The 13,811-nt window shown below is 67.0% G+C and carries 14 protein-coding genes; 5 read left to right on the forward strand and 9 right to left on the reverse strand.

Going from position 1 to position 13,811, the window contains the following annotated elements; all coding sequences use genetic code 11:
* From ABZ464_RS46805 to ABZ464_RS46825, 5 genes are all read left to right on the forward strand, one after another.
* The coding region (locus ABZ464_RS46805; RefSeq protein ID WP_359288062.1) for a helix-turn-helix domain containing protein at positions 1–528 on the forward strand (528 nt) is incomplete at its 5' end.
* Between the two features lie 172 nt (positions 529–700).
* Positions 701–1,417, forward strand: a complete 717-nt coding sequence (locus tag ABZ464_RS46810) for a ParA family protein (RefSeq protein ID WP_359288063.1) — start codon at positions 701–703, stop codon at positions 1,415–1,417.
* A 614-nt stretch (positions 1,418–2,031) separates the two neighbouring features.
* Positions 2,032–2,289 carry a hypothetical protein gene (locus tag ABZ464_RS46815; RefSeq protein ID WP_359288064.1) on the forward strand — a complete coding sequence of 86 codons (258 nt, stop codon included), beginning with the start codon at positions 2,032–2,034 and terminating at the stop codon, positions 2,287–2,289.
* Between the two features lie 114 nt (positions 2,290–2,403).
* Positions 2,404–2,715: a hypothetical protein gene (locus ABZ464_RS46820; protein WP_359288065.1), complete on the forward strand. Its 312-nt coding sequence runs from the start codon at positions 2,404–2,406 to the stop codon at positions 2,713–2,715.
* A gap of 916 nt (positions 2,716–3,631) precedes the next feature.
* On the forward strand, positions 3,632–4,348 hold the full coding sequence (locus tag ABZ464_RS46825) for a GntR family transcriptional regulator (protein ID WP_359288066.1): 717 nt from the start codon (positions 3,632–3,634) through the stop codon (positions 4,346–4,348).
* Between the two features lie 244 nt (positions 4,349–4,592).
* Here ABZ464_RS46825 and ABZ464_RS46830 read toward each other — a convergent pair whose 3' ends face one another.
* From ABZ464_RS46830 to lsrF, 9 genes are all read right to left on the reverse strand, one after another.
* Entirely contained in the window at positions 4,593–5,501 is a 909-nt protein-coding gene (locus ABZ464_RS46830; protein ID WP_359288067.1) for a sugar phosphate nucleotidyltransferase, read from the reverse strand.
* A gap of 87 nt (positions 5,502–5,588) precedes the next feature.
* Complete coding sequence (locus ABZ464_RS46835) at positions 5,589–6,386, reverse strand: SDR family oxidoreductase (RefSeq protein ID WP_359288068.1); 798 nt, start codon at positions 6,384–6,386, stop codon at positions 5,589–5,591.
* Between the two features lie 51 nt (positions 6,387–6,437).
* Positions 6,438–6,884, reverse strand: coding sequence for a cupin domain-containing protein (locus ABZ464_RS46840; protein WP_359288070.1), 447 nt, complete (start codon positions 6,882–6,884; stop codon positions 6,438–6,440).
* A 27-nt stretch (positions 6,885–6,911) separates the two neighbouring features.
* Entirely contained in the window at positions 6,912–7,817 is a 906-nt protein-coding gene (locus ABZ464_RS46845; RefSeq protein ID WP_359288072.1) for an ABC transporter permease, read from the reverse strand.
* A 2-nt stretch (positions 7,818–7,819) separates the two neighbouring features.
* Positions 7,820–8,908 (reverse strand): ABC transporter permease, encoded by a 1,089-nt coding sequence (locus ABZ464_RS46850; RefSeq protein ID WP_359288074.1) that lies wholly within the window; start codon positions 8,906–8,908, stop codon positions 7,820–7,822.
* Positions 8,901–10,469, reverse strand: coding sequence for an ATP-binding cassette domain-containing protein (locus ABZ464_RS46855; protein ID WP_359288127.1), 1,569 nt, complete (start codon positions 10,467–10,469; stop codon positions 8,901–8,903). Before ABZ464_RS46855 ends, ABZ464_RS46850 begins: the two co-directional genes overlap by 8 nt.
* Before the next feature lie 88 nt (positions 10,470–10,557).
* Positions 10,558–11,652, reverse strand: a complete 1,095-nt coding sequence (locus tag ABZ464_RS46860) for a BMP family ABC transporter substrate-binding protein (protein WP_359288076.1) — start codon at positions 11,650–11,652, stop codon at positions 10,558–10,560.
* A gap of 62 nt (positions 11,653–11,714) precedes the next feature.
* A complete protein-coding gene (locus ABZ464_RS46865) occupies positions 11,715–12,554 on the reverse strand; it encodes an SDR family NAD(P)-dependent oxidoreductase (RefSeq protein ID WP_359288078.1) in 840 nt (279 codons plus the stop codon).
* 312 nt (positions 12,555–12,866) lie between these two features.
* Positions 12,867–13,751 carry a 3-hydroxy-5-phosphonooxypentane-2,4-dione thiolase gene (gene lsrF, locus ABZ464_RS46870; RefSeq protein WP_359214315.1) on the reverse strand — a complete coding sequence of 295 codons (885 nt, stop codon included), beginning with the start codon at positions 13,749–13,751 and terminating at the stop codon, positions 12,867–12,869.
* Positions 13,752–13,811: the final 60 nt, after the last annotated feature.

Consider the following 13,811-nt stretch of genomic DNA (forward strand, 5'->3'; position numbering starts at 1 on the left):
ACGCCCAAGGCCCTGCGCGAGCAGTACGAGTCCGGTGCCACGGTCGACGAACTCGTCGCCGCCAGCGGCCTGTCCTACGGCACCGTCCTCAACCGGCTCCACGACGCCGGGACCGTCATGCGTACCTCCTGGCAGACCCGCCGGATGCGTCAGGACCCCCAAGCCCGCCAGCGTCTCGCCGCCCACCTCCGCATCCTCTACGAGCAGCAGGGCGCAACCCTCACCGAACTCGCCGCAGGCGCCGGAGAGACCAGGCGTGCTGCCCGGCGTCTGCTGATCGAGGCCGGCGGCACCGTACGCACCACCCAGCAGACGGTACGGATGCGCGCCGCAGCCCGGGCCGCCGAGCGGCACAAGCTCGCCCTGTCCCTGCGCACCCGGTACGAAGCCGGAGCCACGGTCCCGGAACTCGCCGAGCAGTGCAACTACTCCCCCGCCACGGTCTATCGCCTCCTGCACCAGGTAGGCACCCGTATGCGTCCGCAGCACCACCACGGCCCCACTCGCCGTGAGGAGGAACGGCCATGAGCGCACCCAACCGCGACGATCTCAATCGCTCCGACGGCCGTGCCCGCCAGCCGCAGCACCTGCCCGAAGGCCATCCCCACCCCAGCCACAGTGCACGGGCGCCTCCCGGTACCCCCAGTGCCACCCAACCGCACGAGTCAACATCGCTTCCACTTCAGGAGATCAAGCACACGTGAACGAGAACACCCGCCACAAGACCCTGGCCGCGGCCACCCAACACGTCTGGGACGCCTTCGTCATCGTCGTCGGCATGCTCAAGGGCGGCACCGGCAAAACCACCTCCGCCTGGTTCATCGCCCTCTACTACGCCGTCGTCCTCGGCGTCCCGACGCTGCTGCTGGACGCCGACGCCACCAGCCAGTCCGCCTACGACTGGTTCAAGGTCGCCCAGGCCGCCGGCTTCGACATCCCCGCCAACCTGATCGTCGAGCGGTACCCGTTCGACGACATCGCCGAGTACATCCGCACCAAGCGCGCCGAGTTCGGCGCGATCGTGGTCGACGCCGGCGGCGGCAGCGCCCGCATCTTCCACGAAGCCGTCACCGAGGCGAACCTGCTCCTCGTCCCGGTCGCCCCCACCAAGATCGAGCGCCGCAAGCTCGTAGCCACCTTCGACGAGGCCGAGCGCGCCGCCGCCCGCAACGACCACGGCGTCACCGCACACGTCGTCATGGTCAAGGCCGACGACCGCACCAGCCTGCCCGGTCGCGCGAAGGGCCAGCTCCTCGACCCCGCCGAGGGCGAGGGCATCGGCCCGGACCGCGACGAGCCCTTCCCGCTCGCCGAGACCACCATCCACTCCTGGGTGCACTACATGGAGGCCTTCGGCGAGATCCCGACCGAGCTGAGCGAGTACGCCAACCTGATGAAGGAGCTGACCGAGGCATGAGCGAGAAGAACGACAGGCCGAAGCCGCCGGCCCGCCGCACCGGCGGTCGTACCCTGGGCGGAGCCAGGAAGACGACCCCGCCGCCCCCTCCCCCAGCCGCCGAACTCACCCCCGAGCAGTACGCCGCCGAACAAGCCACGCCCCGGGGCCCAGGCCGTCCCACCATCGAACCGCCGAAGGGTGAGCCCGCTCCTTCCACCGTCCCTGTGGAGGCCTTGGAGCAGGGCCGAAGCGAGGTGGTGCCCGAAGCGGCGCAGACCTCCACCCAGCCGAGCGTCGAGGTGGTACCGAGCGGGCCGGTGCCGGAGCCGGTCACCAGTCAGCCCGTGACCCCCGCCTTCGACGCCACCGAGGTGGGGATGGAATCCGCTGGAGAACGTGGGAGGCGACAGGTGCAGCATGAGCCCCCGGCTGCCGTACCTGCAGCTCCTGCGGTGCGACCCGCGCCGCCGACCGAACCCGCTGCGCGACACGGCCTCTCCCCCATCACGCCCGCGGCTCCTGGTGCGGCCCCGGCCGCCGAGGTGGCGGTTCGTCCCGCGGCTTCTCCGGCCACAGGCGGTTCCGCGTTCCCGGTGAGGACCGATGCTCCGGGCTCTCACCAGGAGCAGTACGTGCAACCGGAGGCAGCACCCAGCGAGGGAACGCCGTGGGCTCACGGTCCCGGCCGTCCCAAGGACATCCCCGAGACCGCCGTGATCCTCAACCAGCGCATGATCACGCGCGAGAGCCTCGACTCGTCGGTCCCCGCGGCGCTGAAGCTGAAGAAGCGGCTCAAGCGCTTCGCGCTGGACAACGAACTCGACCACCTGCCCATCGGCGACATCGTCTCGGTTGCACTGGACGAGTGGCTCACCACCCGCGGGTTCTGATCCGACCGCAAGGCACGGGGCGGCCACCCTCACGCAGCTGCCCCGTGCCGACTATTCCAATAGACCAATAGGCGGATAGCTATCGGCCTATCCGGACCGACCGGAGCAGCTCGCGTGCCTGATCACTCCCTCTATGCCCGCCGACTACGTGAAATCGCCGACGCGCTCGACGCCGAGCCCCAGCAGACCGATGACGTTCTCATGCCGCACCCGGACACCCTGGACGTCATCAGCAACCGGCACACCAAACGCGGACAGTTCAACCACGCCATCCCCGAAGCCCTCCAGCTCCAGCGCCGGATCCGCCGCTACAACGCCGACACTGGCGTACCGCACGGAGACATCGTCGCTCTCGCCCTCGACACCTGGCTCCGCGCAAAGGGCTACCCGCCCGACCTCACGCCACGAGAGACAGACGTTTCCTGACGGCTGTCTCGGCCGTTCCTTCGACCTGGTCGCGCAGCATGTCTTGGGCACGGAGGCTGCGGTCACGATGCCGACTGGACGGCGAGCGCCGTGCTTGGGTCACATTGGGCCGTCGTCGAGGTGTGCTGCCGGCGAAGATGACCGCTCCCAGCAATGACGGGCATCGTTTTACCTCGCTCCGGAGAAGAGGTAACGGCAAATCCTTCCCTGAGTAGGTGCGGCATCACTCGGTCATGGCAGCGGCCGCCGGGGCGTCACTGTCAGTAACGGCTGTGCCTGCGGCGCTACCGGCCAGGGAGGGAAACCTCCTCGACACCCACCGACAATCCGGATCCTGTCGAAGATCACAAGCTTGGACGACGCAGCCAGCGAATCCTGAGAGTCTCCAAACTAAGAAGGCACCCGGCGAATCGATGGCTGTCCCTGGCCTCAGCTGGACCGATCATCCGTTAACTGTCCGGCACGTTCAATAGGTAATTGAGGACGAATCGATTGCTTCAATGATGCAATGAGGGCGAGTAATGGAGTGGAGGCGAGTGCGCCATTACCCCTGATGCGTATCCGACGCGGCAACCGGGCCCTCAGTAGCCGAAGCCCCTATGAAGGAATGACGTAGAACGCATTTCGAAAAGGAGAAATCGCGAACAAAGTCGGGTTATTTCGCGAGGTGACGACCGAAAGACGAAAGACCCCTCATCAACGAAACCTATGCAGAATCAGAGATGGTGACCCAAATCCGTTGATGCATTATTCCGGCACGCCAATCACGCCTACAGGGAAAGTTCGCCAGGTCCATCGTCACCGAGCACCGGACCGTGCAGTCGGACCGTGACGATAACATCATGGGTGCACGACTACGCATGCCCTGGAGCCAAGCCGAGTTCGGCATGGCCACTGCCTCGGAAGGATCCCGGATATGGCTCGCGGTGCCACCCTTGTGTCGAAGGTCTCGACGGACCTTCGCCGCGCCATATCGGTCGGCGAGTACGCGCCCGGAGACCGCCTGCCCATCGAGGCGGACCTGGCGAGGACCTACGGGGTTTCCAGGGCCACGGTACGTGCGGCACTGCGCCAGCTCGAAGCGACGTCCCTCGTTCGAACTCAGCACGGTGTGGGGACGTTCGTCGCGGACACTCCTGCGGTGCGGGCAGGGCTGGAGCGCCTGGACTCGATCTCCGGCTCGATCCGCGCCAGCGGACGAGAGGCCGGCATGGTCTACCGCAGCCGCACCGTGCGCCCGCTGCTGCCGGACGAGGCCGCCAAGATGGGGCTGTCGGCCGAGAGCAGCGCTCTGGAGGTGCGGCGTTCGATCCTGGCCGACGGGGAGGTCGTAGCTTACTCGTACGACCTGCTGCCGATCTCGCTCCTCCCGGAGGACTTCCCTGTCGAGGAACTAGACGGCTCGATCTTCACGTTCCTTCGCGAACGTCTGGACATCATTCCCGAGCGCGCGATCGCGGAAATTCACGCAGTGTCCTCCCAGCACATCGGCTGGGGTCCGGATGCGTCGAGCAACTCGCTCTACGTATTGCTCGACCAACTGCATTACGGAGCTGGCGACCGCCTTCTTCTCTATTCCCGCACATATTTCATCGAGGGTCGGTACGCGTTCACCATCGTCCGCTCCACCTGACCGTCAACGGGGGCGGCGGCGTCAGGAGCACAGGTCACGCAGCATCACCCACATCGAGCTCAGGGGCCCCTGCCGAGTCTCCGACTCGCTACGGGCGCTCCCCTATCTGCTGGCTACGCTCCCGTCTCCGTCAAGTCACCGACACGGAACGTTGGCGCCTCCGCCGCACACATGGAAAACATCTCCGGCTTTCTAGCCGGCTCCTGACGGACGGCTGGATGTCTCAGGGCGGGAGCGGCGCGGATCAGCTCGTCCGGTCGGCGAGGTCGAGATCTCGGGCCATCCCGCGCAGGAGTGGCCCGTACTCGGGGTGGGCCAGCGCGTGGGCGAACTGCGCGACGAGGTAGTCGCCGGGGTTGCCGGTGTCGTACCAACGGCCTTGGATCACCTGGCCGAACACGGGTCGTCTGGCGGCGTAGGCGTTGATGGCGTCGGTGAGGTAGACCTCGCCCGTGCGGTGCTGGTACCAGCGCCTGGTCTGCTCGCGCAGCTCCTCGACGACACCGGTAGTGATCACGTAGCCGCCGAAGGCTCCGAACTGGGACAGGGCGTCCTCGGGTTCGGGCTTCTCCACCAGGCCGGTAACCCGCAGGAGGCCGTCGCCGAGCTCCTCCTTCACCTGTGGCACACCGTAGCGGGCGGCCTCGGACGGGTCGATCGGCAGCAGCGCCAACACCGGGCATCCGGTCCGCTCGTAGGCGCGTACCAGCTGCTGCGCGCGGGGCACCTCGGCGACGAACACGTCGTCGGGCCAGAGCACCAGAACCGGTTCCTCGCCGAAGTTCCTCACCGCGTTCAGCACTGGGGTGCCATTGCCGTAGGGGCCCTGTTGGTACAGGTAGGTGATGTGGCCTCGGCGGGCGAGGTCCGCCACCTCCTCGACCGCGTCGGCGAACACGGTCTTGCCATCGGCACGCAACTGCTCGACCAGGGCCGGGTTGGGTCGAAAGTGTTCCTGTATCAGGCTTTTGTCGCCGCTGACGACGATCGTGATGTCGGTGATCCCGGAGGCCACCAGCTCGCGCACCGTGTGTTCGATGACGGGCTTGTCGCCGATCGGCAGCATCTCCTTCGGAGTCGCCTTGGTCAGCGGCAGCAGCCGCGATCCCAGTCCGGCGGCGGGTATGACAGCCCTGCGGATCGTCGCGCTCATCGGCTCCTCCGTGAGCGGGCAGAGTCGGCAGGGGGAGGATGGGGGTCGTGTGTCATGGTGACGTGTCCTGGGCGGAGGTGGGCGAGGTCAGAAGGGCTGGTTGGCGGTGACTCCCCCGTCGACGCGAAGGGTGGCGGCGGTTACCCACCGGGAGGCGTCGGAGAGCAGGAAGAGGCACGCATCGGCGACATCCTCGCCCGTTCCCAGGCGGCCAAGAGGTGCGGCGTCGTGCCAACGCCGGACGCCGTCGGGCCACGCCTGTTCGATGCCGGGACGGTGGATCACTCCGGGGAGCACCGCGTTGACGCGGACACCGACGGAGCCCAGTTCCAGGGCGGCGGCGCGGGTGTGCATGATGACGGCGGCCTTGGAAGCCGCGTAGTGGCTGTGCAGCGGCGCGGGAACCTCGCCCTCGATGGACGAGATGTTGACGACGCTCAGAGGATGCCCCTGTGCGGCCGCGCGGTTGCCGAAGCTCTGGGTGAGCAGGAAGACGGCTCGTACGTTGACGTCGAAGACGTCGTCGAACTCCGTGATGTTCATGTCCGTCAGGGACGACAGCGGCTGCAGGGCGGCGTTGTTGACCAGGCCGTGGACGTCGCCCGCGAGGCGGACGGTCTCCTCGGTGACGTGCCGCACGCCCTCAGGAGTCGCGAGGTCGCCGGTGACGGCGTGGGCCGGGGCGCCCCATCCGCGGCAGCCGGCCACGACGGCGTCGAGACGGCCCGGGTTGTCTCGGGCATGAGCGACGACGGTGGCGCCGGCCTCGGCGAGACGTACGGCGATGGCGGCACCGATGCCACCGCTTGCCCCGGTGACCAGGACGGTGCGTCCACGGAGGTCGAGGAGGTCACGGACGGCCGGAGCCTGAGGTAGGTCGGACACGGGAGTACCCCTTTCGGTGACGGGCAGGCCGCGGCTCGCTGCACGGTTCGGTCACTGGCGGGTGAGGGCGCCTATGCGGGCGGCGGCGTCGGGATACCGCGCGCTCAGTTCCTCGCGATGGGCGAAGCGGACGCCTTCGTCACGGTAGGGCGGTGCCATGGTCGTACCGACCAGGGTCCAGTCACCCGTCGACGACGAGCCCTGCCACACTCCGGCGGGCACCAGGAGTTGGGGAACCTGGCCTGCCAGGACGTCCGGCCCCAGCACGGGTTGCTCGATCGAGCCGTCCGGCAGGAGCAGCAGGAGCGAGAGCGGTGCCCCCGAGTAGTAGTGGTAGACCTCTGCCGAATCGAGCACGTGCATGGCCGAGAAGTCGGGGTTTTCCAGCAGGTAGTAGATACCGTTCGAATGCTCGTCGCGGTAGCTCACGGTGTAGAGGCCGCCCTCGACCGGCAGCGGCTCCAGGTTCAACGCACGGCGTACGACGTCAGCGTTCATGGGGATGAGGTTTCCTTTTCCCGGACATCAGCTTCGCAGCTCGGCGAAGCCCGCCTGTGCCGCTCCTCGGCCGCGGTTGAACCCGGCGGCTATGGTCACCGCGATCAGCGTCAACACGTACGGCAGCATCATGATGATCTCGGTCGGAACCGACCACCTTTCCAGCTGAGCCTGGATGCCGATCGCGTTGGCGATCCCGAAGCCGATGCCGGCGGCGGCAACACCGAGCGGCGCCACGGCGCCGAACACCACCGCGGTGAAAGCGACGTAGCCAAGCCCATTGGTGAGGTTGGGAGTGAACGAGTCCAGATTGCCGAGCGAGAGTTCGGACCCGGCCAGCCCGCACAGGACGCCGCCGCCGATGAGGGCCAGGAGCCTTGCCCGGCGGGGAGCGATGCCGGCACTGCGTGCGGCGAACGGGAACTCGCCGACCGCCGTCAGGGCGAGTCCGCTGAAGGAGCGCCGCACCAGGACCCATATCAGGAAGACGACGACAGGCAGACACCACGTCAGTATCGAGAGACCGTTCAGGACCGACAGGGGGCCGCGAGCATGCCCGACGACGGGATGGTAGAGGCCGTTCGCGGTCTGTATGGCGCCTTGTGTGTTGAAGACGACCTGCAGGAGATAGCTCGAGCCGGCCACGCCTATCCCGGTGATTCCCAGACCGACGATGATCACGTTTCCGTTCATGACGTCGATGAGGAACCAGTAGAGGACCGACAGCAGGACGGCACTCGCGATGGCCGCGAGGACGCCGAACGTCGCGCTGCCGGTTTCCTTCGAAACGGCGACTGCGGTGAAGGACGCCATACAGACGAGCCCTTCGAGGCCGAGATGGAATATCCCGGCTCTGAAGGCGAGGAGTCCACCCAGCGCGGCGAACAGGATCGGACTCGTGTCCTGAAGCGAGTTTGCCAGGAATTGCCACATTGCTAAGCAACCTCACTTTTCACGCTTGCCGAGCTCTCGGATGAGGATTTGGCGGGCCGGGCCAGGTTCGGCCGACGGATACGCTTCCGAAGGAGACTGCCGCTCCGCGCGGTGACCAGCGCGGTGATGACGGCCTGCAGGAGGTCGAACGCGGCAGGCGGGAGATTGGTGCTGATCGGCAGGAACTGGATGGTCGCGGTGAGCGCACCGAAGAAGACGGCTGCCAGTACCGCGCCCGTGACGGACAGAATGCCTACCAACGCCACGGTCACCGCGGTGAAACCGACGTTCGGCGCGAAACCCGCAAACAGCTGGCCGTCAGGACCGAGGATGTCGAGCGCGCCGGCGAGCCCGGAAAGCACACCAGTGGCGACGAAAGCGGTGATCGCCGTCCTGCGGCTGTTCCCGCCCTGCCAGCGCACCATTTCCGCGTTCCGCCCGGCGAGGGTCGCGACGAGACCGAACCTCGTACGGTTGAGCGTGATCCACACCAGGACGAGCGCGACGACCGTGATCACCATGATGGTGGCCGACACTCCGCTGGTGTCACTGATCCGGACCTCTTCGGGCAGGGGAGCCGACTGCGACGCCTGGCCGCTGCCGGACGTGTCCTTGAGTGGTCCGTTGACCATGTACTGCAACAGGAGAACGCCGACGAAGTTGAGCATGAGCGTGGCGAGGGTTTCGTCGGTGCCGAAGAAGATCTTGAGCACTGCGGCTATTCCCGACCAGGCCGCTCCGGCGATCACACCGGCGAGCACCGCGGCCGACTGCACCACCCAGGAGGGCCCGGAGAGGTTGTCCGCGACCACGAAGGCGGCGATCGATCCCAGATAGAACTGGCCCTGGGCGCCCACGTTGTAGTAGCCGGCACGGAAGCTGATGACGGTTCCGGTGCCCAGCAGGGCGAGCGGCACGAACCAGCGCACGGTGTTCTGCCAGGCTCCGGGGCCCGTTATGGCGGCGTCGATGGCGTTGGAGACGATTCCGCCGGTCGAATAGCCCGAGAGCGAGAAGGTGATCGCCGCGATCGCGAAGGCGACGACGATCATCATGATGACGCGGGCGACTGCCGTCACGTTGTCACGCATCGCCACCTCCTACCATTGCTTCACCGATCCGGGCGCGGCTTGCGTCGGCCGGTAGATCAGCAGCTATCCGCCCGCCGCGCAGGACGACGATGCGGTCGCTGTTCGTTCTCAGTTCGTCCAGGTCGGCCGAGACGAGGAGTACTCCGGCGCCGTCGGACGCGAGCTGACGCAGCGTTCGGTGAACGAACGCCGTCGCGCCCAGGTCAAGACCGCGCGTCGGCTGAGCGGCCACGACCAGCCGGCTGTCGGCCGTCGCTTCCCGGGCGAAGATGGCGCGCTGCACATTGCCGCCGGAAAGCTCACCGATGGGCTGCGAGAGTGCCCGGTGCTTCACGCTCCACCGACTTACGCTCTCGGCCACCTTGGCCCGCAACCGCCGTGGCGAGAACCACGCCCGCGGCGACATCAGGACGTCAGCGATCCCGACATTGAGCCAGATGGCACTCGAGAGACTGACACCCTGGGTGTTGCGGTCGAACGGGATCACCCGCAGCCCCAGTCGTCGCCGGCGAAGCAACGAGGCATGCGTGACGACCGTGTCGTCCAACTCGATGCTGCCTGCATCGACGCGCGTGAGTCCGGCGACGGCCTCGACGAGCGACTGCTGCCCGTTGCCGTCGACCCCCGCCACGCCCACCACCTCGCCTCGGCGTACGGTCAGGCTGACGTTGTGCAGGGCGGCGTCGCCCTGGCGCCGCGCGGTGCTGACGTCGGTCAGAGTCAGTACACCGGCAGCGACCTTCCCGGGCGCCGCCGGGCGGACGTGTTCGTCGCCCGGCAACACCGTGTGCCCTGGCTCGAGTTCGTGCAGCAGGTCGTCGGCGCTGACGTCCGCCCCCACCGACGTCGACGCGGGGGTCGACGACGCGGAAAGTTCCTCGCCGATGATCGCGACCGTGACCTCTTTGTGGGTGACGTCGGCCAGTTCCTTCTTCGGCATCGCCACCCGGCCGTCGCGCAGCACCGTGATGGTGTCCGCGACGGCCCAGACCTCGTCGAGCTTGTGCAGCACGACAAGGATCGTGACGCCCTGCGCCGCGAGCTCGCGCAGTCGGGCGAACAGCTCCTCCACGGCACCGGGCGACAGCGCCGCCGTCGGTTCGTCCAGGATGAGCACCCGTGTGTCACCGGACAGCGCACGGGTGATCTCGACGCCCTGCCGGAGCTGGACGGAAAGGTCCCGAATCCGTGCGCCGGGATCGACGGCGGGTCCGAACCGGGCGAGCTTCTGCTCGCACGCCCGACGGATGGTCGCGCGCCGGTACGGCCGGTGCGACCGGTTGACGTCCAGCAGGTGCAACGCCTCGGCCACGGTGAACGACCCCGGCAGGGAGAAGTTCTGGTGGACCATGTCGATCCCCTGCCGGCGGGCCGCCACGACGCCGCCCGCCAGCTTCTGGGCGTCGATCGCGATATGACCCTCGGTGGGCTGGTACAGGCCGGTGACCACCCGTGAGAAGGTCGTCTTGCCGGCGCCGTTCTGTCCGACGACCGCGTGAACCCGTCCGGGCTCGAACGACGCTGAGACATTCGAGAGGGCCGCGAAGTCCCCGAACATCATCGACACATTTACGACTTCCAGGCGAGCCCCACCGGTGGGCACACGCTCCGGTGAGGTCGTCGACTGTTGAGTAGCCACCTGACCCTGCCTAGATGTTGGAGGTGTCGAACGGAACGGTGATCTTGCCGCTCGCGATCGAGGCCCGGATGTCCTCGAGCTTGCTCTGAGCCGCCTTGACCGCCGCCGCGGACTTGGAGGAACCCGAGAGGAACGGCTCGGACAGCGTGAGCTTCGCGACGTTGTCCTCGAGACCGCTGGTCGCCGCACCGCCGGCCCAGCCCGATGCCGCCGCCGCGTCCACCTGCTTCGTCAGGGCCGCCCCGAAGTCGATGGCGACATGGCCGATCACCGTGTCCGAGTACTGCTTGTCCACCGACGAACCGAGGTCGGTGATGACCAGCGCGCCGGCCGACTGCGCCGACTTGATCACGCCGAGCGAGGTCTGGGCCGCGTCAGTGTCGATCACGTCGACGCCCTTGCTCAGCTGAGAGGAGGCGATGAGCGAGCCCTTGGTCGGGTCCGCGAAGCTGCCCGCGAACGCGCCGATCACCTTGATCGAGGAGTTCACCGACTTGGCCCCCGCCTCGTACGCGTGGAAGTCCGCGTTCATTCCGGGCTGCACAGCACCGCCGACGTAGCCGATGCTCCCGCTCTTGCTGACCGTCGCGGCGAGCACGCCGGACAGGTAGTTGACCTTGTACTGGTCGAACGACACCGTCTTGACGTTCTTCAGCGAGGGCTTGTTGGCGTCGGCGTAGAGCTCGACCCACTTGGTGTCGGGGAACGAGGGCGCGACCGCGTTCACGGCGGACTGCAGCGCCGGGAACGCCGCCACGACGACCGAGGTGCGGGCGCGGCCGAGCGCCTGCAGCGTCGTCTTGTAGGCGGACGGGTCGGACGAGTACACGAAGCGCGTGCTCGCCCCGTACTTCTTGCCCGTCGCGGTGAGCGCGGCGTTCATCGAGTCGATGGGGCCGTTGTCCCCGGTGTTCTGCGCGGCGACGAGGACGACGGACTTCACGCTGCTGCTCGTGCTCCCGTTGCTCTTGGTGTCCTTCGAGCCCGACCCCGAACCCGAACATGCTGCCAGCGTGACGAGGGCGAGGCTGGTGACCGCCGCCACGGCCACGTGACGGCCGCTCCTGCGGACGGCGTGCCGGACTCTGCTGCTCTGACGGTTCACGGAATATGACATGGTGTGTCCGATCTTTTGGTGCTGGCAGTTGAATTCAGTGAGTTGGAACCTCAGTAGGGCGTGACGCCGCCATCGACGTTCAAGGTGACTCCGCGGATGGCTTGCACACGGTTTCCCAGAAGGAACGAAATTGCGACAGCAACCTCGACGGGTGCAATGTGGCGGCCCAATTGCTCGTTGGCCATGTAGGTGAAGATGTCGGAACTACTCGCATCGGCCATCTCGCCGAACTTGTCCGCCACATCGTGCAACATCGGAGTGTCGACGCCACCAGGAGCGACACAATTGACGTTGATGTGGTGCGGGGCGAGTTCGACTGCGAGTACGCGGGTGATGTTGATGACGGCTGCTTTGCTCGCGTTGTACGCGAGCATGTTCGGGTGACCGACTTTTCCGGCCTCGGACGCCACGTTGACGATCGCTCCGCCGTGTCCGCCGTCGGCCATATGCTGAGCGATTTCCTTCGTCAACTCGAAGGTGCCGAAGACGTTGACACCGAACTGCAAGTCCCACAGCTCCCGTGTGTGACTCAGCGCCGGGGCCATCTTCACGACGCCCGCCACGTTGGCCAGTCCGTCGATCCGGCCCAGGTGGGAGAGGCACGAGGCGACGGCCGCGCCGATGGAATCCTGGTCGAGCAGGTTCAGTTCCACAGCGTGTACGCCGGCCTCGTCCCCGCCGAGCGCGGTGGCGAGTTGGTCGACCTCGGCTTTGTCGATGTCGGCCAGTACCACTCGAGCGCCCTCGGCGATGAGCAACTCGCTGAGTGCCCTGCCCACTCCGCCGGCCGCCCCGGTGACGACAAAACTCTTGCCGGCATGAACGGGAAAGGCCGGATTTCGTGAGACGGTAATCGGCTCTACGGATCGATCGCGGCGAAATTCAGGCATTGTGTGCTTCCTTGCAAGTCCGCATAGGATTTACTGACGGACCATCGCCGCTCAAGGCGACAGGGTCTGATTCACCGCGTTATCACCGTTGCCATATACTCAACGCGTTGCGCAGATTCGTCAAGGCCGATTTACCGGCTTCTTTCCGGTCGATCCTCTGATCGTTATTCCGTCTTCAGCGCAGAATCCAGCCCATACGAAGACATGAGGAGCTGAGACCAGACGCCATGAAGCCACCCACCGGATAGGCTGGCGGAAATAGGGCAGCAGGCATCGGCCGAACTGGTCAGCCCCTCCCTTCGTCAACGGCTCCTAGTCCTGCGCGCCGCCTGACACGTCGCGGTAGAGCTCCAGCGCCGTCTTCGGGTCCAGTCCGCCATGGACCACACCGTTGATCGCCTGCAACATCGCCTCGGGGGCCTCGCGCTGGAACACGTTCCGGCCCATGTCCACCCCTGCCGCGCCCTGGTCGACGGCCTGGAAGGCCATGGTCAGCGCGTCGGCGGCGGGCAGCTTCTTGCCGCCGGCCATGATGACGGGGACCGGGCAGCCCGCGGTGACCTGCTCGAATCCCTCATCGCAGTAGTAGGTCTTGACCAGTTGGGCGCCGAGTTCGGCGATGATGCGCGTGGCCAGGCCGAGGTACCGGGAGTCACGGGTGAGTTCGCGTCCGACGGCCGTGACGCCGAGCACCGGGATACCCGCGCGCAGCCCCTGGTCGACGAGCTGGGTCATGTTGTGGATGGTCTGGGTCTCGTTGGCGCCGCCGACGAAGACCTGGACGGCGACGGCGGCCGCGTCGATGCGCACGGCGTCTTCCATGTCCATCGCGATCCGCTCGTCCGAGAGCTCCCGAAGGATCGAGGGTCCTCCGGAGGCCCGCAGGACGAGTGCGCCGGCGGTGGACGCCGGGATCGTGGCACGAATCGCGCCGCGGGTGCCCATGAGCGCGTCCGCCTGCGGAGCGAGCGGCGCGATGTTCAGGTCGAGGCGCTCGAGCCCGGAGGTGGGCCCCTGGAAGTAACCGTGGTCGAACGCCAGCATCACGGTGCGGCCGTCGCCCCGGAAGATCCGTGCGAGACGGTGCCGCATCCCGAAGTCGAGCTGTCCGGCGCCCTTGATGTGGAAGCCCGCGTTCTCCTGCGGCTTGCCGACGGCGAAGTCCTTCGCGCCGATGTTCCCTTCGGTGTCTGCCATGGTGAGTCCTTCGTTTGAACGGTGGTGAATGAGGTGTGTGGTGTCGAGCCGGGTCGCGGG

It is taken from the genome of Streptomyces sp. NPDC005820, from assembly GCF_040630255.1.
In the GTDB taxonomy this organism is placed as follows: domain Bacteria; phylum Actinomycetota; class Actinomycetes; order Streptomycetales; family Streptomycetaceae; genus Streptomyces.

Excerpts from the sequence above, each read along its gene's own strand:
- ABZ464_RS46850 (WP_359288074.1), bottom strand. The coding sequence starts at position 8,908 with ATGCGTGACAACGTGACGGCAGTCGCCCGCGTCATCATGATGATCGTC.
- lsrF (WP_359214315.1), bottom strand. The coding sequence starts at position 13,751 with ATGGCAGACACCGAAGGGAACATCGGCGCGAAGGACTTCGCCGTCGGC.
- ABZ464_RS46845 (WP_359288072.1), bottom strand. The coding sequence starts at position 7,817 with ATGTGGCAATTCCTGGCAAACTCGCTTCAGGACACGAGTCCGATCCTG.
- ABZ464_RS46840 (WP_359288070.1), bottom strand. The coding sequence starts at position 6,884 with ATGAACGCTGACGTCGTACGCCGTGCGTTGAACCTGGAGCCGCTGCCG.
- ABZ464_RS46865 (WP_359288078.1), bottom strand. The coding sequence starts at position 12,554 with ATGCCTGAATTTCGCCGCGATCGATCCGTAGAGCCGATTACCGTCTCA.
- ABZ464_RS46855 (WP_359288127.1), bottom strand. The coding sequence starts at position 10,469 with ATGATGTTCGGGGACTTCGCGGCCCTCTCGAATGTCTCAGCGTCGTTC.
- ABZ464_RS46830 (WP_359288067.1), bottom strand. The coding sequence starts at position 5,501 with ATGAGCGCGACGATCCGCAGGGCTGTCATACCCGCCGCCGGACTGGGA.
- ABZ464_RS46825 (WP_359288066.1), top strand. The coding sequence starts at position 3,632 with ATGGCTCGCGGTGCCACCCTTGTGTCGAAGGTCTCGACGGACCTTCGC.